The organism is Shimia fortis (assembly GCF_040225985.1).
In the GTDB taxonomy this organism is placed as follows: Bacteria; Pseudomonadota; Alphaproteobacteria; order Rhodobacterales; family Rhodobacteraceae; genus Shimia.
Map to the genome: position 1 here is coordinate 126,872 of NZ_JBBPEU010000001.1, position 24,676 is coordinate 151,547.

The 24,676-nt window shown below is 55.7% G+C and carries 20 protein-coding genes; 10 read left to right on the forward strand and 10 right to left on the reverse strand.

Annotation, left to right across the window (positions count from 1 at the left end; genetic code table 11):
• Positions 1-84: 84 nt before the first annotated feature.
• Positions 85-1,653 (reverse strand): choice-of-anchor L domain-containing protein, encoded by a 1,569-nt coding sequence (locus WNE31_RS00590; protein WP_349977641.1) that lies wholly within the window; start codon positions 1,651-1,653, stop codon positions 85-87.
• A 193-nt stretch (positions 1,654-1,846) separates the two neighbouring features.
• Between WNE31_RS00590 and WNE31_RS00595 the strand changes: the two genes are divergently transcribed.
• The gene (locus WNE31_RS00595; protein WP_349977642.1) at positions 1,847-2,215 is read left to right on the forward strand and encodes a hypothetical protein; all 369 of its coding nucleotides are present in this window, start codon (positions 1,847-1,849) and stop codon (positions 2,213-2,215) included.
• Positions 2,216-2,242: 27 nt separating this feature from the next.
• On the opposite strand, the gene WNE31_RS00600 is transcribed toward WNE31_RS00595, so the two are convergent.
• Positions 2,243-3,337 (reverse strand): Hint domain-containing protein, encoded by a 1,095-nt coding sequence (locus tag WNE31_RS00600; protein ID WP_349977643.1) that lies wholly within the window; start codon positions 3,335-3,337, stop codon positions 2,243-2,245.
• A 12-nt stretch (positions 3,338-3,349) separates the two neighbouring features.
• Positions 3,350-4,873, reverse strand: coding sequence for a Hint domain-containing protein (locus WNE31_RS00605; RefSeq protein WP_349977644.1), 1,524 nt, complete (start codon positions 4,871-4,873; stop codon positions 3,350-3,352).
• A 354-nt stretch (positions 4,874-5,227) separates the two neighbouring features.
• Between WNE31_RS00605 and dapE the strand changes: the two genes are divergently transcribed.
• The 4 genes from dapE (at position 5,228) to WNE31_RS00625 (ending at position 10,792) form a co-directional block, all read left to right on the forward strand.
• Positions 5,228-6,373 (forward strand): succinyl-diaminopimelate desuccinylase, encoded by a 1,146-nt coding sequence (dapE, locus tag WNE31_RS00610; RefSeq protein WP_349977645.1) that lies wholly within the window; start codon positions 5,228-5,230, stop codon positions 6,371-6,373.
• A 33-nt stretch (positions 6,374-6,406) separates the two neighbouring features.
• The gene (locus WNE31_RS00615; RefSeq protein WP_349977646.1) at positions 6,407-6,985 is read left to right on the forward strand and encodes a TIGR04282 family arsenosugar biosynthesis glycosyltransferase; all 579 of its coding nucleotides are present in this window, start codon (positions 6,407-6,409) and stop codon (positions 6,983-6,985) included.
• 51 nt (positions 6,986-7,036) lie between these two features.
• Positions 7,037-9,289 (forward strand): ribonuclease R, encoded by a 2,253-nt coding sequence (gene rnr / locus WNE31_RS00620; protein ID WP_349977647.1) that lies wholly within the window; start codon positions 7,037-7,039, stop codon positions 9,287-9,289.
• Positions 9,290-9,415: 126 nt separating this feature from the next.
• Complete coding sequence (locus WNE31_RS00625; RefSeq protein WP_463407406.1) at positions 9,416-10,792, forward strand: lytic murein transglycosylase; 1,377 nt, start codon at positions 9,416-9,418, stop codon at positions 10,790-10,792.
• Positions 10,793-10,848: 56 nt separating this feature from the next.
• On the opposite strand, the gene WNE31_RS00630 is transcribed toward WNE31_RS00625, so the two are convergent.
• The 6 genes from WNE31_RS00630 to WNE31_RS00655 form a co-directional block, all read right to left on the reverse strand.
• Positions 10,849-12,024: an ABC transporter permease gene (locus tag WNE31_RS00630; RefSeq protein ID WP_349977649.1), complete on the reverse strand. Its 1,176-nt coding sequence runs from the start codon at positions 12,022-12,024 to the stop codon at positions 10,849-10,851.
• Positions 12,025-12,029: 5 nt separating this feature from the next.
• On the reverse strand, positions 12,030-13,301 hold the full coding sequence (locus WNE31_RS00635; protein ID WP_349977650.1) for an ABC transporter permease: 1,272 nt from the start codon (positions 13,299-13,301) through the stop codon (positions 12,030-12,032).
• Between the two features lie 126 nt (positions 13,302-13,427).
• Positions 13,428-14,528: an extracellular solute-binding protein gene (locus tag WNE31_RS00640; RefSeq protein WP_349977651.1), complete on the reverse strand. Its 1,101-nt coding sequence runs from the start codon at positions 14,526-14,528 to the stop codon at positions 13,428-13,430.
• A 75-nt stretch (positions 14,529-14,603) separates the two neighbouring features.
• Positions 14,604-15,707: an ABC transporter ATP-binding protein gene (locus tag WNE31_RS00645; protein WP_349977652.1), complete on the reverse strand. Its 1,104-nt coding sequence runs from the start codon at positions 15,705-15,707 to the stop codon at positions 14,604-14,606.
• Between the two features lie 423 nt (positions 15,708-16,130).
• Positions 16,131-17,519 carry an aspartate aminotransferase family protein gene (locus WNE31_RS00650; protein ID WP_349977653.1) on the reverse strand — a complete coding sequence of 463 codons (1,389 nt, stop codon included), beginning with the start codon at positions 17,517-17,519 and terminating at the stop codon, positions 16,131-16,133.
• 122 nt (positions 17,520-17,641) lie between these two features.
• On the reverse strand, positions 17,642-18,352 hold the full coding sequence (locus tag WNE31_RS00655) for a GntR family transcriptional regulator (protein WP_463407407.1): 711 nt from the start codon (positions 18,350-18,352) through the stop codon (positions 17,642-17,644).
• A gap of 111 nt (positions 18,353-18,463) precedes the next feature.
• Between WNE31_RS00655 and WNE31_RS00660 the strand changes: the two genes are divergently transcribed.
• The 5 genes from WNE31_RS00660 to WNE31_RS00680 are packed head-to-tail and all read left to right on the forward strand — an operon-like array spanning position 18,464 to position 23,773.
• The gene (locus WNE31_RS00660) at positions 18,464-19,549 is read left to right on the forward strand and encodes a polyamine ABC transporter substrate-binding protein (protein WP_349977654.1); all 1,086 of its coding nucleotides are present in this window, start codon (positions 18,464-18,466) and stop codon (positions 19,547-19,549) included.
• 59 nt (positions 19,550-19,608) lie between these two features.
• Positions 19,609-20,733, forward strand: coding sequence for an ABC transporter ATP-binding protein (locus tag WNE31_RS00665; protein ID WP_349977655.1), 1,125 nt, complete (start codon positions 19,609-19,611; stop codon positions 20,731-20,733).
• A gap of 3 nt (positions 20,734-20,736) precedes the next feature.
• The gene (locus WNE31_RS00670; protein ID WP_349977656.1) at positions 20,737-21,630 is read left to right on the forward strand and encodes an ABC transporter permease subunit; all 894 of its coding nucleotides are present in this window, start codon (positions 20,737-20,739) and stop codon (positions 21,628-21,630) included.
• Entirely contained in the window at positions 21,627-22,448 is an 822-nt protein-coding gene (locus WNE31_RS00675) for an ABC transporter permease (RefSeq protein ID WP_349977657.1), read from the forward strand. The genes WNE31_RS00670 and WNE31_RS00675 overlap by 4 nt, the downstream gene beginning before the upstream one ends.
• Positions 22,448-23,773: an NAD(P)/FAD-dependent oxidoreductase gene (locus WNE31_RS00680; RefSeq protein ID WP_349977658.1), complete on the forward strand. Its 1,326-nt coding sequence runs from the start codon at positions 22,448-22,450 to the stop codon at positions 23,771-23,773. The genes WNE31_RS00675 and WNE31_RS00680 overlap by 1 nt, the downstream gene beginning before the upstream one ends.
• Here WNE31_RS00680 and WNE31_RS00685 read toward each other — a convergent pair.
• Positions 23,743-24,648, reverse strand: coding sequence for a phosphotransferase (locus tag WNE31_RS00685; RefSeq protein ID WP_349977659.1), 906 nt, complete (start codon positions 24,646-24,648; stop codon positions 23,743-23,745). The genes WNE31_RS00680 and WNE31_RS00685 overlap by 31 nt on opposite strands.
• Between the last annotated feature and the right edge of the window lie 28 nt (positions 24,649-24,676).

Here is a 24,676-nt window from a genome sequence, read left to right on the forward strand (position 1 = left end):
GCGCTAAATGCGCCACAAATTTTGGGCCAGTCGTTTTCTGCGACCGGCCCTTCTTTTGCGTTTCGTTTGCGTTTGAACGAAACCTCACACCCGCAACAGGGCGCGTGCCTCGTGCTGGCGCAACGCGATCCGCGCGGTGGGTCCATAGCCAAACCCGGTCATGGCATCCATGCTTGGCATGAGCCGCAGAATCTCATCGCGTGTTTCTGTATCAAAGCCGTCCAGTGTTTCGCGACCGGGATGATAGCTTTCGCTGTCCAGCCCGTTGCCACGCACGATCTCATGACGATCAAACAGCATATGCACATAGACAACAGGTTTGTGGTCCACCCGCCGTCGGATGGTCATGTCATTGACCAGATCCTTAGCCTTCACCAATACCTCGTTTTCTCCGAACAGTAGACCTGCCGTAGGCGAGTTGATCAGAACGCGGTGGTTTGGCGAAAACTCGACGGCGTCGTGTTGTCCAAGCGCCCCGGCTTCGAAACGGATCGGGGCATCTTTGCCGGACGCAAGTCTGGTGCTTGATCCAATCCAACGCAACGGCTGGAACCCATTGTCACGGGTCAGAACCAGATCGCCGACGCACAGATCCTCGACCGCGACCTCGCCTGTATTGGTCACGATCTTGGTGCCCGCGACAAAACAGGCCGTCGTGACAGTGACGAAGCCGACATCGGTATTCCCGTCGGCATCTTCGATCGTGTATGAAAACACGTTGGACCCGATATCACCGTCGGTGGTGACTGTAATCGTGCCATCCCCGTTGAAGGTGATCGTTTCGCCGGTGCCAAGATCAATCGGCTCTCCAATCACAACCTCTTGGCCGTTGATGTGCGTGATGTTGAGCGTCACGCCAGTGTGGCTGACGTCGTTGGCCGCGATATCAAATGTCTGGGTCGCGTTCCGGGCAAGGGTCACCTCATCATCGTTGGCGACAAGTGCAGTCTGGACCGAGTCCCCAGCGATCAGAAGATTACTGTCGTAAACGGCGTCGCCACCATCGGCGATGGCAATCTTGATGGTGTTTTCCTCGCCTGGATTTACATCGGCTTTCAGGGTCATGGTGACCGTGAAACCATCCATCTCGGTATTGGCGACCTCTGCATTGGCCGGGTTGTCGATATAAAGGTTCGAGTTGCTGGTCGTGTTGATGTTGTTGATCGTGATGTCACCATCACCGACCGTCAGCTCGGCCTGTTCACCGTTGACCCAGATCCCAACAGCATCGTTGAACCCCGAATTCACATATTCAAGGTATTCTTCGGACGAGAATGTCACCTGCATGGTCAGAACACTACCCTCGGGGACAAATGTTGCCTCAAGAATGGCAGCGTCATAGGTCTGGGCATTCGCAATCCCATTCAGGTCGCTATCGCCAGCAAGCCCGTGATTGGTGGATTCATTAGCCTGTCGATTCGGATCGCCGCTGCTGCGGGTGATATCGCTGGCTTGGCCCGTTGACAGGATTACACCACTGTCAGATGGCGTCAGGTTGGGGGCGACGGTGTCGCCGTCCGAGAAAATGCCCGAAGCACTGTTCGCCCCGGTATATGTTGCGGATTCTACTGTGACGCCCGCGCCAAACATGGCTTGGGCCATGTCCAGGGCTGATGCAGACGTGTTGATCGGCAATTCTGATGCAGTGGGCATGTATCGAACCTCAATTTACTCGCACGCGCAAAGTTTCGCGCTCAAAAATGTATTTTTCATTAGATTCGCAGAGGAATCTTGTGGGAAAGCTGCGGCTTTCTTCCCAGTATTCTGCACTTGCGTAGTGGCAATAATTGGACACCCGCGTGACAAGAGTTGACCAAGGTCCATTTTTACAGCTATGGCCGCACTCATGGAAAAGCCTCAGAAAAAATCGCGCCAGCAGGTTTATACGCTGTTGGTTCAGGTCGGCCGCAAAGACGGCGATGGTCTGCCCGAAGGCGCAACGGGTGCCGCCCTGATGATCTATGCCAGCGGCGTGGATGAAGCAGAAGCCGTGCGTGAAACCGTCGCGATTCTCAAGCAGGCGGATCTCGCACCGCTTGACGTGACCGGCTATGGCACATTGGCCGAACGCGAAGCCCAAGGACACGACATCGCCCAAGACGAACGTGACCTCATGCAACGCGCGCTGGATGAAAATTCGGTCGTGGTGGCCCAGATGACCGAGTTCTACAACGGCGAAGAATGCCTGGATCCGGATGAAAGCAGCCTTAACTAGAGCTGCTAACAAAATACGCGAGTTGCCTTAGGCCGCTCTTTGCTCGGCCAAAACCAACGCCTCGAACGAACGCAACACGGGGAATGCCGTGCGCGAGTGTTCTGGCAGCAGGGCCCGTTCATAAGGCGCAAGCAAAGTAGAGCGCAGCAGGTCGCGTTTCCTGCGAATCCGCCCGATGTTCAAGCTTTCGACATAGGTTCCCGCGACTTCGATGGCTTCGTGATCGGGCAAGAGCAGTTGTGTGTATGTCACAAGCGCATGATCCGACTCTTTGATCGCAGCACTGCCGTTGACCAGATGACGCGCTGGAACAAGAACATGTTCCGACCCGAACATGTACTCGACCCGCGAGCCACCCACGATAAGGCGCTGCTCGGGGGCCACCACCACATCCTGCACCAACCCGAAATAGGGCGCCCTCATCCGTACCGGTTCAAACAGCCCGCGGGCAGGAACGGTGCGCTTGATAACCTGTAAGACCGGCACCAAGCCCCCATCCAGTGTCTCGACCAGGTCCCCGCGCTTTAGATCCCCGATCGCACGGTATCCGAATGACGTTGCCACCGGCGTCGAAGACGTAATGCCAGGCATGGGGCCGATCGGCTCGACCCGGTCAGACACACCAAAGAACAAGACATCGTTCGACATGCTGCGCAAAGCGCGGTTCATGGTCATTTCTCGCACATCTGCCAGGGTGATCGGCAACGGGTTTTCGAGAACGATTTGAAAGGCAAGCCCCGTGTCGGGCCGTTCCAACGCGATCCGGGCTTTTTTGTGTGACATGTCCCAACTGTAAGTCACCCTGAGGATATCTGTTCGGGACAGCGAGTCATGGCTCAACACCCCGTGAAAGACATCCTGACCCCGTGAATGCACAAGCGAGATTCCGGCGCCCGGAATGGCCCGGATCATGAATTTCAATGCGTGTTCAAAACCGCGCTCGAAGCCGAGCAACAGCTGCGGCTGACTATGAGGGGACAAACGTGTCTCAAGCAAAAGGCTGCCCGTGTTCAGGACCTGCTCAAGGTCTCTGCGCGTGCAGGGTGTGTCTTTGCTCGCATTGGACAGCCCGTTGGCTGCAAAGAGCTGAGTGTTGTGATCCGCAATGGCAAGCCAGGTCATGGAGCCTTCTCCTTATGCAACTCGCTTTTGGGACAGCAGGACATCCACCTCGAACCCTTTGAGCATCTTCCTTGCAGCGGGGCTGTACCCTTCGCCGGTCAAAGTGTTCAGTTCGGGAAAGATCGTGGTGATCTCATTAAGCGTTTCCGCCTCGAAAATATTGGTGATCTGGGGGCCCGGCAGAAAACTTTCTGTTTCCAATCCCTGCGAGAACACGATCTGGTGCCTGTCAAACAGCATATGGAAATACTGGACCGTCCCACCGCTTTGACGTTTGATGGACTGATCGTTCACAAGATCCTTGGCCGCGACAAGCACTTCGGTCTCGCCAAACAACAGCTCGGCCAAGCTGTCACGGATCAGGACACGGTGCTGCGGAGACACAAGCAGCGCAGCGTGATCCCCCAAAGTCCCGGCCTCAATCCTAATCGGGGCGAACTTGTCTTCTGCCGGAACGGTACGGTGACCAATCCAACGTAACGGCTGTGCGCCATCGTCATAGGTTTCCACAAGATCCCCGATCTCAAGATCCTCAACCGGAATATCCCCCATGGGCGTGCGGATCAGGGTCCCGGCCACAAAACATGGCGCTGCGTTGATGGTCACGAAGCCAACGTCGCTCACGCCGTTTTCGTTTTCCACCGTATAAGTGAAATTCGCGACCTCAGTATCCGCATCAGAGGTCAGTGTAACCGTCCCATCCGCGTTCAGCAAAATGGATTGCCCAGAGGCCAGAACAACTGTGGAGCCAGCGCTCACGGGTTGTCCGTTGATGTGCGTGATGGTCAACACACTACCCGAGTTCTGATCATTCGCGGTCAGGTCGACCGTTTTCGAGGCATTCAACCCGATATTTACCGTATCCGTTTCGGCAATAACGGCCGTCTGCACGGAGTTCGCCGCGATCAGCAGGTTGGAGTCGTAGCTGGCGTCCGACACATCGGCGATGGCGATCCGAATGGTGTTTTCATCACCCGGATTGACGTCCATCGTCAGGGTCATGGTGATGGTGAAACCATCCATTTCCGTGTTATACGCGTCCCCCGTGTTATCAATGAAAAGGCTTTCGTTTTCGCCGTCATTCACATTGCCCGGATCGACATCCCCGTTACCGATATCCATGGGGACTAGTTCGTCATTTACCCAGACAGCCACGAAATCCTGATAGATTGAGCTGACGTATTCCGGATACTCTTCAGACGCGAACACGAACTGCATTGTCATGGTGTCGCCGGTAGGAATGAACGTGATGTCCATATAGGCGGCGTCATAGGTGTTCGTACCGGCAATCGCGTTGAATTCAGCGACATTGTTCGGACCGCTCGAACTTGTTGTCTGGTTGGTATCCTGATTGAACTCGCCGTTGCGGTTCGCAAAAAAGCGTGTATCGCCCGTCGACAGGATCACGCCAGTGTCGCTCGGGGCAACACCGGGCGAGATTGAATCTGCGTCTGTATAGATCGCGGAAGAATCGCGGTCGCCCGTATAGGTTGCAGATACAACCTGCACACCTTCACCGAAAATGGTTTCGGCCATTTCCGTCGCAGTTGCGTTTCGATCAACCGGTAACCTTGCCATACCTGAACTGCCCCACTCGCCAACAGCAAGGCAGGACACGTGCAGAATCGGGGAAGAACCCCGAATGTGTAACGTGTTCACCCCCGGCCCTATAAAGGTCGGTGGATGACTGGTATTGGGCCTTTTGGCCTGACTGCTCGTTGACCTGCCTCGGTCATTTTTATTGACTGTACTAAACCGCAGATCAGGTCCGTTGTTAAGCCTTTTGACCCCTGCGCATTGAAAAAACACACCTTTTTGTGGCTTTCCGGCCCCACGGTGGTGTGCGAAAACAGCAACTCAAAGACAGTTCTGTCGACATAAGGAGTTCCCATGTCAAAAACTGATGCTGTGGCGCTGACTGCTGATCTTATCCGCTGTCCGTCCGTCACTCCCGAAGAAGGGGGCGCGCTTGTCCTGTTGGAGAACCTCCTGAGCGAGGCTGGCTTTGAGTGTGCCCGCGTGGATCGCGAGGGCATCAGCAACCTTTTTGCCCGCTGGGGCGAAAAAGGGCACGTGCGCAGCTTTGGGTTCAACGGGCATACGGATGTCGTCCCCGTCGGTGACGAAGCGGCATGGTCGGTTGATCCTTTTGGCGCGGAGATCAAAGACGGTATCATGTTCGGACGTGGGGCGACTGATATGAAATCCGGCGTGGCGGCTTTCGTGGCGGCTGCCATTGATTTTGTGAAAGAAACGCCGCCGGACGGAGCGGTTATGCTGACCATCACCGGCGATGAAGAGGGCGATGCCCTGGACGGCACCACGGCGTTGCTGGATTATATGGAACGCATGGGCGAAAGGATGTCGGTCTGCCTTGTCGGGGAACCCACTTGTCCAAACGAAATGGGCGACATGATGAAGATCGGACGACGTGGATCGCTCACAGCGTGGTTCACCTTCACAGGCGTTCAGGGTCACTCTGCTTACCCGCATCGTGCTAAGAACCCCCTGCCCGCCATGGCCGACCTGATGAACCGGCTGGCAACGCATGAGTTGGACAGTGGCAACGCCCATTTTGATGCATCCACGCTGGCGATTGTGACCATGGACACAGGCAACCCCGCCACCAACGTGATTCCCGCGCAATGTCGCGCAACCGTCAATATCCGGTTCAATGACATGCATTCCGGCGACACCCTAACCGCTTGGCTGAATGACCTGAGCACGCTTGTGTCCGAGGAAACCGGCGTTTCGATAGACCTTGAAGTCAAGGTATCTGGTGAAAGCTTCATCACCCCGCCCGGGCAGCTGTCCGATCTCGTTGCCGCAGCAGTCGAGAGCGAAACGGGTCGCCGTCCCGAACTTTCTACTAGTGGCGGCACATCGGATGCTCGTTTTGTTAAGAACCACTGTCCGGTGGTGGAATTCGGGTTGGTTGGGAAAACCATGCACCAAGTTGATGAAAACGTACCGGTCGCACAAATCGAGCAACTCAAGGCGATTTATGCGCGCATTTTGCGGGACTATTTCGCGTAAACTCCGATGCGCTATCGCCCTCGGCTTGTTGTCATGGTCAAAGAACCCCGCCCGGGCCGTGTTAAAACACGGCTGGGCCAGGATATCGGCATGACACGATCGGCATGGTGGTTTCGGCATCAGAGCGCGGCCTTGTTACGTCGTCTTGTTGATCCGCAGTGGGACGTGTTTCTGGCAGTGTCGCCGGACGGTGAAGGGATGAGCAGTCGGGTCTGGCCGCCTAAATTTCCAAGATTGCCGCAAGGATCTGGCGATCTGGGTGACAGGATGGCACGAATGTTCCAAACGGTGCCGGCGGGGCCTGTCTGTATCATCGGGGCAGACATTCCGGGCATCCAGCGCCAACATATCGCGCAAGCCTTCCTTGCCCTCGGAAACCACGATGCAGTTTTTGGGCCGGCGATGGATGGGGGATTTTGGTTGACCGGCTTGAAACGGGTCGGGCCCGTCCCGGTTGATCTCTTCAAAGACGTGCGTTGGTCGACGCGCCATGCGCTTGCCGACAGCCTCGCCACCCTGAAGGGAAAACGCATCGCCATGGTCGCGGCCTTGCAGGATGTCGATACATACGCCGATCTTTGCGCGCTTCGAGAACAAAAGAGCACGACTTAAACGAAGCGTTTTTCTCATGACGTGCCCCGGCGCACATGCTAGGGCAAAAGTATGCGCATTCCGACCAAAGAAGAAATCCTTGAATGGATTTCCGAGAACCCGACACAAACCTCCAAACGAGATATCGCCAAGGCCTTTGGCATCAAAGGCGCCGCGCGGATTGACTTGAAACGCGTGCTCAAGGAACTCGAAGCGGAAGGGCATCTGCAAAAGCGCAAGAAAACCTATACTGATCCCGATCGCCTACCTCCGGTGAGCGTGCTGCAGGTCACAGGCCCTAGTGCCGATGGCGACCTGATGGCGCGTCCTCTGGAATGGCACGGAGAAGGCGAAGCCCCCGCAATTCTGGTCGTCACACGCCCCAGCGACCCGGCTCTGGGCGGCGGCGATCGTATCCTTGGGCGGCTTACCTCGATCAAAGGAGAAACACATCAATACGAAGCCCGGCTGATCCGGCGTATTGGCACCAACCCAAGGCGCGTTCTGGGCGTGTTCCGCAAGACTGCCGAGGGCGGGCGGCTGTTACCGATCGACAAGGGCGACGGGAAAGAATGGCAAATCCTTTCCGAGGGCGTCAACGATGCGCGTGATGGTGAACTGGTTGAGGCACAGCAAACCGGCCCCAAAGGTCGCCTTGGCCTGCCACGCGCCAAGATCGTCGAACGGCTGGGAGATCCGAGTGCCCCAAAGGCGGTGTCTCTGATCGCGATTCACCAGCACGGCATTCCGGATGATTTCCCCAATGATGTCATCGCCGAAGCAGACGCTGCAAAACCGGCGCCTCTGGCCGATCGGGATGATATGCGGGATATGCCGCTCGTCACGATTGACCCGGCCGACGCAAGGGACCACGACGATGCTTGCTGGGCTCATGCAGATGACGATCCGAAGAACGAGGGCGGGCATGTGATTTGGGTCGCGATTGCGGATGTGGCCCATTATGTAACGCCCGGATCAGCCCTTGATCGCGAAGCCCGAAAACGCGGCAATTCTTCTTATTTTCCTGACCGCGTCGTCCCCATGCTGCCCGACCGGCTGTCTGGCGACCTTTGTTCGCTTCACGAAGGCGTTCCCCGCGCCTGTCTAGCCGTGCGCATGCAAATCAATGCCAAGGGCGAAAAGCTCGGCCACAGGTTTCTGCGGGGCATGATGCGATCTGTTGCATCGCTGAACTATGCCGAAGTTCAGGAAGCCCGGGATGGAAACCCCAACGAACGCTGTGCGCCCTTGATGAGTGAGGTCATCAACCCGCTTTATGACGCCTACCACGCCCTGACCAAGGCTCGTGCGGCGCGGCAACCTTTGGATCTGGACCTGCCTGAACGTAAGGTTGAACTTACCCCCGAGGGCAAGGTGGCCTCGGTGATGTTCCGCGATCGGTTTGATGCACATAAACTGATCGAAGAGTTCATGATCCTCGCCAATGTCGCGGCAGCTGAAACACTGATCGCCGCCAAGTCACCGCTGCTGTTTCGAGTGCATGAGGAACCCAACCCCGAAAAGTTGGATGCATTGCGTGAAACTGCTCAGACGGCGGGGTTCAACCTTGCCAAAGGGCAGGTCTTGAAAACCCAGCATCTGAACGCCCTTCTCAATGCGGCAGCCGGGACAGAGGATGCGGAACTTATAAATATCTCGACCCTGCGGTCCATGACGCAGGCCTATTACAGCCCCTCGAACTTTGGGCATTTCGGGCTGGCGCTGCAGTCTTATGCGCATTTCACCTCGCCTATCCGCAGATATGCCGACCTGATCGTACACCGCGCGCTGATTACTGCGCATGGATGGGGTGACGATGGGCTGTCCCCTCAAGGTATCGAAATGCTAGAAAACACGGCAGCGCATATCTCAGACACGGAACGGCGTTCGATGCTTGCGGAACGTGATACCAATGACCGATATTTGGCGGCCTACCTGTCCGAGCGTATCGGCAATGAGTTTTCCGGGCGGGTTAGCGGGATCGCGCGTTTTGGCGTCTTCGTGAAACTGGACGAAACCGGTGCGGACGGGCTTGTTCCGATGCGCAGTCTTGGGCGCGAATATTTTCGGTTTGACCCCGAGGAAAATACCCTCACGGGGTCGGAAACCGGCATGACCATCGGGCTCGGGCAACGCGTAACTGTGCGCCTTACGGAAGCGGCCCCCGTCACAGGCGGCATCGCACTCGAGTTGTTGACGATTGATGACAAATCGGTCGCCAGAGGCCCGCGCAACACACTCGGTAAGCCGGTGCGCCGGAAGGCCGGAAAGGCCAAGCATAAATCCGCAAAAGTCAAAAAGTCGGTGTCGCGCCGTCGCCGCTAGATTAAACGGCGGGCAATTGCCGATCGCTCGCGGAATCGGCCGATACAGGCGTTTGCCCACGCGCCTTCCTTTTTAAAGTTCCGGATTCGCGCTATCCTCTTGGCAAAGAAAAGTACGAGGCAAACGATGCGATACATATTACCAGCAGCGTTGATCGCTGCAGGTGCGACGGGCAGTCCAGTATTTGCCAAAGCACCCCCAGAATCTCTGCGACCCGTTGCCAGGGCACAAACCATCCCGGCTCAAGTTCAGATGGCGTCTGTTGTGGTGCGCCCGGTATTGCGGCCCGACAGCGTAACCGATGCTGCCCCATCCATAGATCAAACCGCAGGAAACCTTGCGTTTCAGCGTTGGGTCGAAGGGTTCAGGGGGCGCGCGCTGTCCGCAGGGATATCTGCCAGCACATTTGACCGGGCCTTTCGGAATGTCAGATACAATACCGACGTCATTCAAAAAGACCGGAACCAGTCTGAATTCACAAAAACGATCTGGCAGTATCTAGAAAGCGCGGCATCAGAGACGCGCATCAAAGATGGCCAGGCGGCTCTTCGGACCTATCGCCGTCAACTTGATTCAATCGAACGGAAGTACGGTGTCGACAAAGAAGTCGTGGTCGCAATCTGGGGCATGGAAAGTCGCTATGGCACCTATAAAGGGGACCTGCCCGTTATCGATTCCCTTGCAACGCTAGCCTACGACGGCAGACGTGGTAGGTTCTTTGAAAAGCAGTTGATCGCAGCCCTGAAGATCCTTCAAAACGGCGATATCACACCGGCCCGCATGAAAGGCAGTTGGGCAGGTGCGATGGGGCATACCCAGTTCATTCCGACATCCTATCTGGCCTATGCAGTCGATTTCACGGGCGACGGCAAACGCGATATCTGGTCCAACGACCCGTCTGATGCATTGGCATCAACGGCTGCTTATCTTGCGCGTTCGGGCTGGCAAAAGGGCAAGCCATGGGGCGTCGAGGTCCGTCTGCCATCGAACTTCAACTACGGGCTTGCCGACCGGAAGATCACCAAATCTCCCTCCGAGTGGGCCGCCCTTGGTGTCACCGGCGTTAATGGGCGCGCTGTGCCGAACGGCTATGGCAGCGGGGCGATCTTGCTGCCTGCTGGTGGGCGTGGTGTCGCATTCATGGTTTTCCGCAACTTCAGGGCTATCGAGCGCTATAATGCCGCCGACGCCTATGTGATCGGCGTTGGACATCTCAGCGACCGGATTAAGGGGGGTGCCCCAATCAAGGGTAACTGGCCCGAAGGTGATCGCGCCCTGACCGAGAAAGAGCGCAAGGAACTTCAACGCCTTCTGAACCGCGCGGGATACAAGGTTGGTAAGGTCGACGGTATGATTGGCCCCAAATCCATGGACGCGATCCGACGCTTTCAACAATCAAAGGGCATGCCTGCAGACGGGTTTCCATCCTATAGCCTGCTGAAGGCCATGCGTACCGCCCGGCCCGGAGCGACAGGTGGGGGCGGGCAATACGGTCGCAACTAATATTAAAAAAGGCCCGTCAGGATCTGGCGGGCCTTTTTTATTTATTGAGAGGTGAATTAGCTCGGTGTAATCCCGCGCAGCCGTTCGGACCGGCGGCGCAGCATTTCCACGGTTGTCAGAAGTGCAATGGAAATGACCACAAGAATGGTAGCCACGGCGAGGATCGTTGGAGAAATCTGTTCGCGTAGACCAGTGAACATTTGCCACGGCAAGGTCTTTTGACCGGCCGAACCGACAAACAACACCACCACAACTTCGTCGAACGAAGTAATGAACGCGAACAGGCCACCCGAGATAACACCCGGCAAAATCAGAGGCATCTGCACGCGGAAGAAGGTGGTCACGGGGTCTGCGCCCATGTTTGCCGCTGCACGGGTCAAGGACCGATCAAAACCCACCAGCGTCGCGGTGACGGTAATGATCACGAACGGAATTCCCAATGCCGCATGGGCAAGCACAACACCGAAATAGGTGCCTTGCAGCCCAATCCGGCTGTAGAAGAAATACATGCCGGCCGCCGAGATGATCAGCGGGACGATCATTGGCGAAATCAGGATCGCCATGATGGCTCTACGGAAGGGCACATGCGGTTGGCTCAGGCCGATGGCTGCCAAAGTCCCGAAGCCGACCGACAACAGAGTGGCTGCAGGTGCAATCAACAACGAATTACGCAGCGCGCTCTGCCACTGATCGTTGCTAAAGAAGTCGCGATAGTGCTTCAGAGAATACCCCTCCGCTTCAAACCGCAGCATCTCGGGTGTGAAGGTAAAGAAATCCTGAGCGTTGAACGACAACGGCATCACCACAAGGATCGGGGTGATCAGGAACACGAAGATCACGCCGCAAATCACACGGAAGCTGTAGTGCCAGAGGACCTGTCCGGGTGTCAGGTAGGGCGGCAGGTGGGCGCGGTACTTGCTTGTCGCGATCCAGAACGCGAACCAGCCGAAGAACCAGCCAAACAGCGCACCGACAACAGCCCCAGGCAAGCCACCCAAGGCAAATCCGGCTGCAATGAACGCCGCCAACAGCACCATACGTACCGGACGCTCTTTTTCCGTCATCTTGGACGCGATAAGCCCAATCAGCGCCAGCAAAATAGCACCGATAACGGCGCCCATTAGACCCGACCCTTGGGATGTGCCCACGAACATTCCGGCAAAGGCCCCCGATGCCGCGCTCACAGCTGCAGTGAAACCGGGGGTTTGGTTTGTAACTGGTGTCAAAGCCATTTTCGTTATCCCAGCTTCACGTTATCGATGCCGACGATCTTGTCATAGGCCCAGTAGAGCGCCAGGACGACCACTAGAAGGATCGTGCCCAAGGCTGCCGCGAGACCCCAGTTGAGTGATGTCGAGATGTGGAAGGCAATCCGGTTCGAGATGAACACGCCTTTGGTACCACCGACCAGTTCCGGCGTGATGTAGTAACCGATGGCCAGAATGAACACGAGGATCGAGCCTGCGCCGATACCCGGCACGGATTGCGGGAAATAGACCCGCCAAAACGCGGTCCAGTTCGTCGCGCCAAGGGATTTCGCAGCACGCAGATAGGTCGGATTGATCGTCTGCATGACCGAGTACATCGGCAAAATCATGAACGGCAACAAAATATGGGTCATAGCGACAATCGTACCGAACTGGTTGTTGATCATGACGAGTCGTGCGTCATCGGCCACCAGCCCAAGCCAGACTAGTGTTTCGTTAATCACACCTTGTTGCTGCAACATGACCTTCCAGGCGGACGTTCGCACCAGAAGCGATGTCCAGAAAGGCAACAGGACAAGGATCATCAAGAGGTTCGCAGAACGGGATGGCAAATTCGCAAGGATCCATGCCACCGGATATCCGAGGATGATACAAGACGTTGTAATCGCGAGCGACATGATCAGCGTCCGGATGAACAGGGTCCAGTAGATTTGTTCATTCTCAGGGCGCCATTCCGGTCCGTCAGGGCCCTTTTGCAAATCTGCCGCGTTCAAAAAGTAACCATTGGTGAACTTTGGGGAATATGCCTGAATGGTACGCCAAACATCCGGATCCCCCCAGTTCTTGTGCAGGTCAAGGAACTTTTCTTTATACGGGCCATCGTTTTCGACGTCCCATTTCTTGACCTGCCGTCCCGCCTTTCGGAACAACGAAGAGATACCCGGATTTTCATAGTTAAGCCGCGAGCCAACACGCGTGTGAAGCTTGGCTTCGGCAGCCGCCTTCATATCAACGGCAAGGGCGGCAAAGACCTCTTCACCCGGGGCCTCGCCACTTTCCGTATCCCAGTCCTGAAGGGCCACAACCGTTTCAGGCAGTGTCTCGGAAACGATCTGGTTCTCAACCGAGCGAAACAGCATATCCGCAATCGGGAGAATGAACGTTAGCAGTACAAAAATCAGCAGAGGCGCAATCAGCATCAAGGCGCGCAGCTTCTGCATTCGGAGCGCGCGGGCGAGGCTTCGCTTGAGAGGCGTGCCGTCGGCGGCAAGAACCGGCCCGTTATTCGTTGTGTCGCTCATGGGTGTCCCCGTGTTGGTCCTGCACCGGATGGAAGTTCCGGCTGCAAATCGGGCCCTCTACGGGGCGCCTTTAATCTTTGACAGAAGGGCGCGTACGCCCTTCCGCATATCATTCAAACGCTTGGCTTACTTGGCCAGCCACGCCTGGAACTTGGCGTCCAGATCATCGCGGTTGTCGGCCCACCATTCGTAGTCATAGACGTGCACGTTGCCAGCATTCGCCGGATCGGTTGGCATATGCGGTGCCATTTCGATGCCCAGTTCGGCGTGCTTGCCGACCAGCGGTGCAGACGACGCACGCGCCGGGCCGTACGAAATGTACTTGGCCTGATCCGCCAGACGCTGGGTGTCGGTCGCGAACTTCAGGAAGTCCATCGCACGCGCTTTGCGCTCGGGCGACAGACCTGCGGGCACGATCCAGCCATCAAGGTCAAACGACTGCATGTCCCAGAGCATGCCGATCGGCTGCCCTTGCTCGGCAATGGCCGAGAACAGACGACCGTTGAAGGTCGAGCCCATCACGACTTCGCCGTCGGCCAGAAGCTGGGGCGTTTCCGCACCGGCGCTCCACCAGACGACGCTGTCCTTGATCGAGTCGAGCTTGGCCAGTGCACGGTCTACGCCTTCGGCAGTGCCCAGAACGTCATAGATTTCGTCTTTGGCAACGCCATCGCAGTAAAGTGCCCATTCCATGTTGTCGATCGGGCGTTTCTGCAGGGCGCGTTTGCCCGGATATTTGTCGGTGTCAAAGATTGCGCAAACCGAATCGGGCTTATCGATCAGGTCGGTGCGATAGCCGAAGGTTGTCGAATAAACGATTTGCGGGATGAAGCAGTCCGAAACCAGTAGAGCACCGAAGTCTTCCGACGCAGGCGTGCCATCAGGCGCCGCGGCGAGTTCGGCATCATGGTCGATCTCTTCGGCCAGACCTTCATCGCAAAGGCGCATGGAGTCAGAGGCCACGACGTCAACCAGGTCCCAGGTGACATTGCCCGCTTCGTTCATGGCACGCAGCTTTGCGACCGCTTCGGCCGAGCTTTCGTCCCAAACCACTTTGAGGCCGGGGTTCATCGCCAGATAGGGCTCAACATACGCTTTGTGTTGGCTCTCTTGGTATGCGCCACCCCACGAGACGAGGGTCATCTCCATGGCCATATCTTCGGCCATTGCCATGGGGGCGCACAGTGCGGTCGTTGCGACCAGTGCAGACATTTTCGTGAATTTCATGTTTTTTCACTCCTTGTTGAACTTGTTATAGTTGGGAACCCCGCCATTCAGCGAGATCACGTGCAGAGCATTGGATCAGGCATCCAGCGCGCGGCAGTCTTCGGGCAACCAGCCAATGTCGATCTTCTGGCCGGGTGTCAGACGCACTTGGTCCGGTGCGTTCCGAGTCTTGATAATGAACTCATCATTACCCGCGACACGTAGGCGTGTTCGGAAAATGTCGCCCATATAGATGAATTCCAGCACTTCAGCCTTAAGCGTGTGTGCCCCTTCCTGAAGCCGGTCCTTGTTATACTCGACACGCTCCGGGCGGATCGACACACGTGTCCGCGCTCCGGGCCGCACCGAGTCGTGAACCGGTTTGCAATCAATGAGTTCGCCATCGTCCAGCTGCACAAGCGCCAGACCGTTGTTTATCTCTTTCACCGTGCCCTCAAGCGTATTGTTCTCGCCAATGAACTGGGCCACAAAGCTATTCTTTGGCTCTTCATAGAGCGTATCCGGCGGATCAAGCTGCTGGATGCGTCCGTCGTCAAAAACAGCGACGCGGTCTGACATCGTCAGCGCTTCGGTTTGGTCATGCGTCACGTACACTGTGGTAATGCCCAGATTGTGGGCAAGATGCGTGATCTCGAATTGCATCTTTTCGCGAAGCTGTTTGTCGAGAGCACCAAGCGGCTCATCCATCAGTACAAGTTCGGGTTCAAACACCAGCGCGCGCGCCAAAGCAATCCGTTGCTGTTGCCCCCCCGACAATTGTGCCGGGCGACGGCCGCCGAATGCACCCATCTCGACCATATCCAAGGCGCGTTTGATTTTCTCTTCACGCTCGGACTTACCCATTTTGCGCACCTCGAGCGGGAAGCTCAGGTTTTCTGCAATCGTCATGTGTGGGAAGAGTGCATAGTTTTGAAAGACCATGCCGATCCCACGCTTGTGCGGCGGGATGTTGTTGATCTCGCGACCGTCCAGACGGATTTCGCCGTGGGTTGCGGTTTCGAAACCGGCCAGCATCATCAGGCAAGTCGTTTTGCCCGACCCGGATGGCCCAAGCATTGTCAGAAACTCGCCCTTGGGCATTTGCAGGTTGAGGTCTTTGACGACGAGATTTTCGCCATCATAGCTTTTCTGAACGCGATCAAATTCAACGAACGCGCCATTCGTTGCGGTATCAGCCAATGATAGGCTCCCTGAGTAAATTTCCGGCAGATTGGTTCTGCGCTTGTGTCAAGAATGTAAACACACCTGTATCAGGATGTGAACACCACGTTTTATCGAACACACGCTAGGGCCAGTTCACCCAAGCACAGATTAGTTTTGCGACAGGTTTGGCGCAAAAGGCGACGTGGGGTCAGCTTTCAGATTGGGGAATATGAGCCCAAATTGCGCCGTTTGGCCCAGCGTAGCAGGCACTTTCACACAAAATAATGCAGGGCAATCCGGACGGTTTACAAGAATTGCGCAGCAAATCGGCAACCTGCAATACCCTTGGGGCATTTTTACGCACGCGCAGGTGAAATCCATATCGACACAAAAAAGCACCCGCCCTTTTCGGCGGATGCTTTTCTGTTCGCTATTGAGAATCACCGCTGTGCTTGGCGGTTATTTGAACAGCCCCTCTTTCTTAAGCTGGACCAACGTCAGATCAAGCGCTTTGCGGGCACGTTCAATCAGCGTGTCGATTTCGGCTTTCGTGATCACGAGCGGCGGCGAAATCACCATGCGATCTCCTACGTGACGCATGATGAGATTGTTAGCAAAGCAATGCTCCCGGCATTTGAAACCAACTGTACCCGGATCTGTCTTGAATGGAGCGCGGGTTGCTTTGTCGGGAGTCAGAGCAAGTGACCCCATCATACCAACGATCTTGACCTCACCCACAAGCGGGTGATCGGCGAGGGATTCCCATTTTTCCTTCAGGTAAGGGCCTGTGTCCTCGCGCACGGTTTCGATAATGTTTTCTTCTTCAAGAATACGCAGGTTTTCCAGCGCAACAGCCGCGGCAACAGGGTGCCCCGAGTAAGTGTAGCCATGATTGAACTCTGTGGCGTTAATGACCTCTGCCACCTCATCAGACAGGATTGAGGCCGCAATCGGCGCGTATCCCGAGCTCAGACCTTTGGCGATGGTGATGATGTCAGGGCGGATATTGAGAGTCTGACTGCCAAACCAGTTACCGGTGCGACCGAAGCCGCAGATCACTTCATCCACGATCAGCAAAATCTCGTACTTGTCGCAAATCCGCTGGATTTCAGGCCAATAGGTGTCAGGCGCAACAATCACACCGCCAGCACCTTGAACCGGCTCGGCAATGAAGGCCGCAACACGGTCTTCGCCCATTTCTAGGATCGCTTTTTCCAATTCCTGTGCGCGTTTGATCCCGAATTCCGCGGGGTCCATGTCGCCGCCTTCGGTATACCAGTTAGGCTGATTGATATGGTGGATGTCCGGGATCGGTAAACCGCCTTGGGCATGCATGCCGCTCATGCCGCCAAGGCTGGCGCCAGCCATCGTTGATCCGTGATAGGCATTGTGGCGGCTGATCACGACTTTCTTCTCGGGTTTGCCCTTTTGCGCCCAATAGGTGCGTACAAGGCGAAGGTTCGTATCATTGGCTTCCGAACCCGAGCCACCAAAGAAAACGTGGTTCAAATCACCCGGTGCCAACTCTGCCAGCTTCGCCGACAACGCAATCACAGGAACATGGGTCGTTTGGAAAAAAGTATTGTAATAGGGCAGTTCTTTCATCTGGCGCGCAGCAACTTCGGCCAGCTCCTCGCGGCCATACCCAATGTTGACACACCAAAGACCCGCCATCGCGTCCAGAATTTCGATACCTTCCGAGTCGACAAGCGTCACGCCCTTGGCGCGGGTGATGACCCGGGCGCCTTTGGCTGCAAGTTCATCCTGATGAGAGAAAGGATGCACATGATGGGCCGCGTCCAGCGCCTGCAATTCGGCCGTAGGCATGTGGTTAGTGATCATTTCCATAACGGTCCTCGCGATTCTTGGAAAAAACGGCGTCCTGCGCCGGCTAGCTTCTGCCCGACACAATATGATCAAATTTTTCCATGTCAATCTCGGGTGTCTACGAAATGGTTAACCCGGGGTCTCTAAAGCGAGTCGCGAACCTGCTCCATGCCCTGAACAACATCATCCAAGATCGCATTCGCGGCCTTTTCGGCATCCCCCTGTCTTAGGGCGTCTAGTGTTTCTTTGTGCTGATCAGGTAGGTTCTGCGTTCCAAGCCGCCCGCACACCACGCGCAGGGAGGGTCCGAACCTTAACCACAGGCCGTCCGCAATCGCCGTGAGGATAGGGGCATCTGCAATCGTGTAAAGCTTGGCGTGGAAGGCATAATTCTGCCGGAGATAGGTTTCGACATCCCCATTTGAGATAGCCGCGTCGAGGCGATTGTCGATCTGTTCAAGTTCATCGATTTCAGAAGGCGAAATCTGCCGGGTTGCGCGCATAACCAATTCTGGCTCAATCGCTTTACGGGCATACATCAACTCCTCGATATCTTTTGAAGAAGGCGTCGGAACCGTCACCCGCCGATTCCCTTGAAATTCGAGTGCGCCTTCAGCGGTTAAGCGGCGAATCGCCTCTCGCACTGGCGTCATTCCGGCCTCTAATTGTTCGACCAAACCCTGAATCGTCACGGGCTGACCCGGTGTGAGCTCGCCGAAAAGCACCTGTTCGCGCAGCATTAAATAGACTTGCTGATGTGCGGGGATCCGCGTGGCGTTTTCCGTGTCATTCGCGGAGCTTAGCATCGCTTTTTCAGCGCCCGTCATTTGTGCATTTCCCACATCATCATTCATCTTTCATCACCGTTCGTGCAATCCAATGTTGCCATATCATGAAAACTTGATCAAATTATTCTCACAGCTTATCGCATCGGGCATCGCCCTGCGACCCAACGGGAGAAAACCATGAAAACAACTTTGATCTCACTGACCGCATCGGTTGCCCTCGGGGCAATGGCCGCTCATGCGGACGAAGTGCGTGTCTATAACTGGTCGGACTATATCGACGAGGCCCTTCTCGAGAAATTCGAAGAAGAAACCGGCATCAAGCTGATCTACGACGTATTCGACAGCAATGAAGTGCTGGAAACGAAAATGCTTGCCGGCGGATCGGGGTATGACGTGGTTGTGCCCTCGGGGACCTTCCTGCAGCGTCAGATCACGGCAGGAGCGTTCCAGCCGCTCGATCTGGCCAAACTGCCGAACCATTCGAATATGTGGGATTTGATCCAGACGCGGACTGAACAGTACGATCCCGGCAACGCATACTCGATCAACTATATGTGGGGCACCACAGGTATCGGGTATAACATTGGCAAAGTCACCGAAGTACTCGGTGAAGACGCACCGATGGACAGCTGGTCGCTGGTGTTTGACCCCGCCAACATGGAAAAACTTGCCGAATGCGGCGTCTATTTCCTCGACGCACCGGCCGAGATGATCCCGGCCGCGTTGAACTATCTGGGTGAAGACCCCGACAGCCATGATCCAGAAGTGATCGCCAAGGCAGAGGGCGTATTTGCAGCTATCCGCCCCTATATCCGGAAGTTCCACAGCTCTGAATACATCACCGCGCTGGCCAACGGCGACATTTGCGTGGCCGTCGGCTGGTCTGGCGACGTCTTCCAAGCACAATTCAGCGCCTCTGAGGCTGAAAACGGCCACGAGATCGACTATTCGATTCCGGTCGAAGGTGCACAGATGTGGTTCGACCAAATGGCGATCCCTGCGGACGCGCCGAACCCGGACGCAGCCCACGCTTTCATTAACTTTATCCTTGATGCTCAAAACTCGGCAGCCGCGACCAACTATGTTTGGTACGCCTCGGGCAACAAGGCCGCGCAAGAGTTCATTGATCAGGAGATCCTAGATTATCCGGCGGTCTACCCCGATGATGCAACACTCGAAAAGCTCTACACCACCACGCCTTATCCGCAAAAGGTTCAGCGCGTTGTGACCCGTCTTTGGACTAAAATCAAATCGGGCACCTAAGACCCGCAATTGGCCCGCGTCTGACGGCGCGGGCCTTCTACTAACCACGGAGTCCAGCAATGGCGCTTGATGCATTTGCACCCTGGGACAATCCCGAAGCGAAACCCATCATCCAGTTCAAAAACGTTACAAAGCGATTTGGCGATTTTGTCGCGATTGATGATCTCACGGTCGACATTTACGAAAAAGAGTTCTTTGCTCTACTGGGGCCATCCGGCTGTGGGAAAACCACGATGATGCGGATGCTGGGCGGGTTCGAGACCCCGACCGAGGGCACCATCCTTTTGTCCGGGCAGGACATCGCACCTGTGCCACCGAACAAACGCGCCGTGAACATGATGTTCCAATCCTATGCCTTGTTCCCACATCTGAGCATCTGGGAGAACATCGCATTTGGACTGAAGCGCGACAATATGCCGAAGAACGACATCAAGGATCGCGTGGAAGAAATGCTGCGCCTGACACGGATGGAAAAATTCGCGCGGCGCAAACCCCATCAAATCTCAGGGGGTCAGCGCCAGCGTGTCGCGCTGGCGCGTTCACTGGCCAAAGCTCCCAAACTGCTGCTCTTGGATGAACCGCTGGGTGCGCTCGATAAGAAACTCCGGCAGGATACCCAGTTCGAACTGATGGACATCCAGGAAAAAACCGGCACGACTTTTGTCATCGTGACGCACGACCAAGAAGAAGCGATGACCGTCGCCAGCCGAATCGCCGTCATGGATCACGGCAAAATCATTCAGGTGGCCACACCCGGCGCAATTTACGAGACGCCGAATTCAACCTATGTCGCCGACTTTATCGGCGAGGTGAATATTATCGAAGGTAAAGCGACAAAAGTTGGTGAAAAGGTGCATATGGCTTGGGCTGAAGGACAGCCCGAGATCATCGGAACGCCAACGCGCGAATTTGCGCTCGGCCAGACCTGTCACTTTGCGATCCGCCCCGAGAAAGTGAATATCACTGCGCAAAAACCTGAAGGCGCGGCAAATGCCGTCAAGGGAAAGATCCTTGATATTGCCTATCTCGGGAACATCTCGACCTATCACGTAGAACTGGCCGGCGGGCAGATCATCAAGGCCCAAGCGGCCAATAACCGGCGACTCTCGCGGCGCAGCTTTACCTGGGAAGACAAAGTTTGGCTCAGTTGGACAGACACCGCCGGTGTTCTGTTGGAGCATTGATCCATGCGCCGCTTCACCCTGATCGCGATACCCTATTTCTGGCTTCTGGCACTATTCCTTGTGCCATTTGCCATTGTCCTGAAAATCTCGCTCTCGGATACGGCACTGGCCATTCCGCCCTACACGCCGACTCTCGACTTTTCAGAGGGGTGGTGGCTGGGTCTTAGTGCGTTCTGGTCAGAGCTTGATTTCGAGAACTTCATTTGGTTGACCCAAGACGATCTTTACTGGAAGGCCTACCTTTCCAGCCTTAAAATCGCCTTGGTCGCAACCTTCCTGACCCTGCTTGTCGGGTTTCCCATCGCTTACGGAATGGCGCGTGCCCCGCACCATTGGCGCGCCACCCTGCTGATGCTGGTTATCCTGCCATTTTGGACCAGCTTTCTGATCCGAGTCTATTCTTGGATGGGGATTCTGAGCAAAGAAGGATACCTGAACCAGCTGCTGATGAGCCTTGGCTTGATAGGCGAGCCGTTGATCATCCTGAACACCAACATCGCGGTCTATATCGGCATCGTTTATACCTACCTGCCCTTCATGATCCTTCCGATCTATTCGGCGCTCGAGAAACTTGATGAAAGCCTTCTGGAAGCCGCCGAAGACTTGGGCTGCTCGCGGTTCAGCGCATTCTGGCTCATCACGGTGCCCTTGTCCAAGCAAGGGATCATCGCCGGGTCCTTCCTCGTATTCATTCCGACATTGGGCGAGTTCGTAATCCCGTCGCTTCTCGGCGGTTCGAAAACACTGATGATCGGCAAGGTTCTTTGGGAAGAGTTTTTCTCGAACCGAGATTGGCCGGTCGCGTCGGCCGTGGCCATCATTCTGCTTTTGATTCTGATCATCCCGATCATCCTGTTCCAACGCAATGAACAAAAACAGCGGGAGGCCGAAGGATGAGACGCTTTTCTTGGTTTAACGCCACTTCGCTGACGCTTGGCTTCGCCTTTCTGTACCTGCCAATGATCATTCTGGTGGTATACAGCTTTAACGAATCCAAACTCGTTACGGTCTGGGCTGGGTTCTCGACCAAGTGGTACGGGGAATTGTTCCAAAACGAGGCCTTTCTCGATGCTGCTTGGGTGACGGTGAAGGTTGCTGTTCTGAGTTCGACTTTTGCCACCGTCCTCGGAACGATGGCAGCGCTGGTTCTTGTACGTGCAGGTCGCTTTTTGGGACGCACCCTTTTCTCTGGCATGATCTATGCGCCCTTGGTTATGCCCGAGGTCATCACCGGCCTGTCCCTGCTGCTTCTGTTCATTGGGATCGGACTAGACCGCGGGGTATTGACGATTGTCCTGGCCCACACAACCTTTTCCATGTGCTATGTTTCCGTCGTGGTCAGTTCACGCCTTGTGAGCTTTGATCGCTCGCTTGAAGAAGCAGCGATGGATCTTGGCTGCTCGACACTGCAGGCTTTCCGCCTTGTCACCCTGCCGATCATCGCGCCCGCCGTGATTTCGGGGTGGCTGTTGGCCTTCACGCTGTCACTTGATGATCTTGTGATTGCCTCATTTACGGCTGGCCCGTCCGCGACAACTTTGCCGATGAAAATCTGGAGCTCCGTACGCCTTGGTGTCAGCCCCGAGATCAACGCCCTGTCTACACTGATGATCCTTGTTGTTGCGATCGGCGTCATCACGGCATCTCTGGTCAGCAAACAGGCGGCCATCCGACAAGAAAGGGAAGAGCGCGCCGCCGAACGAAGCGAGGCATAATGGACCGCATATGTGATCCATTTGCATATGGGAGTGGGCCCGTTGAAAGCTGTTTTTGGCCGGAAACAACCCGAGCCCTTTCATACCAATCGCTCACCAGAAACCTTCTAGCAGATGTTACAATCATCGGTTCGGGCTTTACTGGCCTGTCAGCAGCTCTTCGGCTGGCCAGCGCCGGTCTAAAAGTGGTGGTTCTGGACGCGAAGCAACCGGGCTGGGGCGCCTCCGGGCGCAACGGGGGTTTCTGTTGCATGGGCGGATCAAAGCTTCCGGAAAAAGCACTTGTGAGCAGGTTCGGGGATGCCGACGCGTTGGACTATCGCCTTGCAGAACGGGATGCCGTCGATTTTGTAGACCACCTCATATCCTCGCTGGGGTTTGACGTCGACCGTCACTCCAACGGAGAGGTGGTATTGGCGCACCGCAAGAAGGATTTGCCTGTTCTTGAACATGAGGCCCAAGGCTTCCGAAGAACCTTTGGCGTTGAACCAAGAATGATGACACAGGAATGCCTGGCCCAAGAAGGGATGTCAGGCCCGTTTTACGGTGGTCTCTCCATCCCAGTCGGCTTTGCGCTCAATCCCCTGAAATACGGACTTCAGCTGGCCGAAGCCGCCGAAAACGCTGGCGCCATGCTTTTTGGAGAAAGCCCTGTCACGAATGTTCAGCAGACGAGAAAAGGCTTTGTCGTATCGACCAGTCAGGCAAACGTGCGTAGTAGGAAGGTCATTTTAGCAACCAATGGATACGCAAGTGAAAACATTCCGTCCTGGATGTCGGGGCGTTATATTCCCGCCCAATCCAGCGTGATTGTCACACGCCCCCTCACCGAGCAAGAACGCGCGGCCCAAGGCTGGCACAGCAGCCAGATGGCGTATGATACGCGGAACCTTCTTCACTATTTTCGCTTGATGCCGGATGGGCGGTTCCTTTTCGGGATGCGGGGCGGATTGTCCACGGGCCCAAAGGTACACAAGAAAATCCGAAACACTGTGCGACGCGAATTCGACCGGATGTTTTCAGAATGGAAAGATGTTGAAACGCCCTATTTCTGGTCGGGTTTTGTCTGTTTCAACGCGAAACTATTACCCTTCGCAGGAGAGATCCCGACGGCTCCCGGACTATATGCGGCCTTTGCGTACCACGGAAACGGGGTTGCCATGGGCAGCTATTGCGGCGCTTTGGTCGCTGATAAAATTTTAGGCAGGCGACAGTTACGCTACCCTAGGGCAATAGAACAGCCACCCCCAAAGTTTCCGGGAGGGCGATTTCGACGCCTAGGCATGTGGCCAGCTTACTTGTTGTATGCCCTTAGCGATCTGTGAAGGGCAGAGGTTTCAAGATCGTAACCCCGCTGATACGCGAGCGATCCGTTTTCGCATTGCCAGAGACAATAGGCCGCCATTCGCCAGTGATAACAAGGCGCAAGTTTCATGTATCTTTCCCGAAGGCGCTCACTTCCGTAGGATGACCAGAATTCCTCAAGCTCTCGTTGGGACAGCGCCTTTCCGCGATAAATTTGCTGCATCGCAGGCGACAGGAATATCGCAATGTCTTCACACGGGTCCCCTGCCCCCGGGCATTGCCAATCAATGAGCGAAAGGCCAGCCTCGCTCTTGATCACATTTCCAGGGACAATGTCCGAATGCAATAGTGCAATTTTATAACTTGGCGGAACCACTATTTCAGGGCGCTCTCGCAAAAGGTCTTCGGACTGCGTGCACTGATCAAGAATGGTCTGGGCATGCCTCAGGATTTGCTCGCTTCCATTGGGAAGCGACCGTAGCCAAGTTAATGGAGCCATGGCGTGTAGTTGCCTCATCAACCACGCAACAGCGCCCGTTCCCTTTTGCCAAGGCCGACCCGGGACATGCTCAAAAACGTTATATCGCCCAGCGCACGTTTCGAAGCTGCCCAGTATTGTTTGCGCCGGAAACTGTCCTTCCAAAGCGGTCAGTATTCGCGCCTCGGCGAACGGGTCATTTGGAAACAGCGGGTTAGGCCTGTTGGCGTTATACCATTTAATCACTAAAGACGTTGAGAGTTTGTCCGACTGGACCAACCAGCACACATTTGTGCGCCCCCCGTGCAAGGTTGTCCATTGCGCGTGCTCATCAATCCCGAAAGCACCGCACACATGTTGAGTCAAAACTTCGGGTGGGGATATCTTGAGGTTTAACAGTGTCTGCTTCCTGCTCATGGCGCGGTGGGACGCTAGTGCAGAAAAC

Excerpts from the sequence above, each read along its gene's own strand:
- WNE31_RS00590 (WP_349977641.1), bottom strand. The coding sequence starts at position 1,653 with ATGCCCACTGCATCAGAATTGCCGATCAACACGTCTGCATCAGCCCTG.
- WNE31_RS00595 (WP_349977642.1), top strand. The coding sequence starts at position 1,847 with ATGGAAAAGCCTCAGAAAAAATCGCGCCAGCAGGTTTATACGCTGTTG.
- WNE31_RS00600 (WP_349977643.1), bottom strand. The coding sequence starts at position 3,337 with ATGACCTGGCTTGCCATTGCGGATCACAACACTCAGCTCTTTGCAGCC.
- WNE31_RS00605 (WP_349977644.1), bottom strand. The coding sequence starts at position 4,873 with ATGGCCGAAACCATTTTCGGTGAAGGTGTGCAGGTTGTATCTGCAACC.
- dapE (WP_349977645.1), top strand. The coding sequence starts at position 5,228 with ATGTCAAAAACTGATGCTGTGGCGCTGACTGCTGATCTTATCCGCTGT.
- WNE31_RS00615 (WP_349977646.1), top strand. The coding sequence starts at position 6,407 with ATGGTCAAAGAACCCCGCCCGGGCCGTGTTAAAACACGGCTGGGCCAG.
- rnr (WP_349977647.1), top strand. The coding sequence starts at position 7,037 with ATGCGCATTCCGACCAAAGAAGAAATCCTTGAATGGATTTCCGAGAAC.
- WNE31_RS00625 (WP_463407406.1), top strand. The coding sequence starts at position 9,416 with ATGCGATACATATTACCAGCAGCGTTGATCGCTGCAGGTGCGACGGGC.
- WNE31_RS00630 (WP_349977649.1), bottom strand. The coding sequence starts at position 12,024 with ATGGCTTTGACACCAGTTACAAACCAAACCCCCGGTTTCACTGCAGCT.
- WNE31_RS00635 (WP_349977650.1), bottom strand. The coding sequence starts at position 13,301 with ATGAGCGACACAACGAATAACGGGCCGGTTCTTGCCGCCGACGGCACG.
- WNE31_RS00640 (WP_349977651.1), bottom strand. The coding sequence starts at position 14,528 with ATGAAATTCACGAAAATGTCTGCACTGGTCGCAACGACCGCACTGTGC.
- WNE31_RS00650 (WP_349977653.1), bottom strand. The coding sequence starts at position 17,519 with ATGGAAATGATCACTAACCACATGCCTACGGCCGAATTGCAGGCGCTG.
- WNE31_RS00655 (WP_463407407.1), bottom strand. The coding sequence starts at position 18,352 with ATGAATGATGATGTGGGAAATGCACAAATGACGGGCGCTGAAAAAGCG.
- WNE31_RS00660 (WP_349977654.1), top strand. The coding sequence starts at position 18,464 with ATGAAAACAACTTTGATCTCACTGACCGCATCGGTTGCCCTCGGGGCA.
- WNE31_RS00665 (WP_349977655.1), top strand. The coding sequence starts at position 19,609 with ATGGCGCTTGATGCATTTGCACCCTGGGACAATCCCGAAGCGAAACCC.
- WNE31_RS00670 (WP_349977656.1), top strand. The coding sequence starts at position 20,737 with ATGCGCCGCTTCACCCTGATCGCGATACCCTATTTCTGGCTTCTGGCA.
- WNE31_RS00675 (WP_349977657.1), top strand. The coding sequence starts at position 21,627 with ATGAGACGCTTTTCTTGGTTTAACGCCACTTCGCTGACGCTTGGCTTC.
- WNE31_RS00680 (WP_349977658.1), top strand. The coding sequence starts at position 22,448 with ATGGACCGCATATGTGATCCATTTGCATATGGGAGTGGGCCCGTTGAA.
- WNE31_RS00685 (WP_349977659.1), bottom strand. The coding sequence starts at position 24,648 with ATGAGCAGGAAGCAGACACTGTTAAACCTCAAGATATCCCCACCCGAA.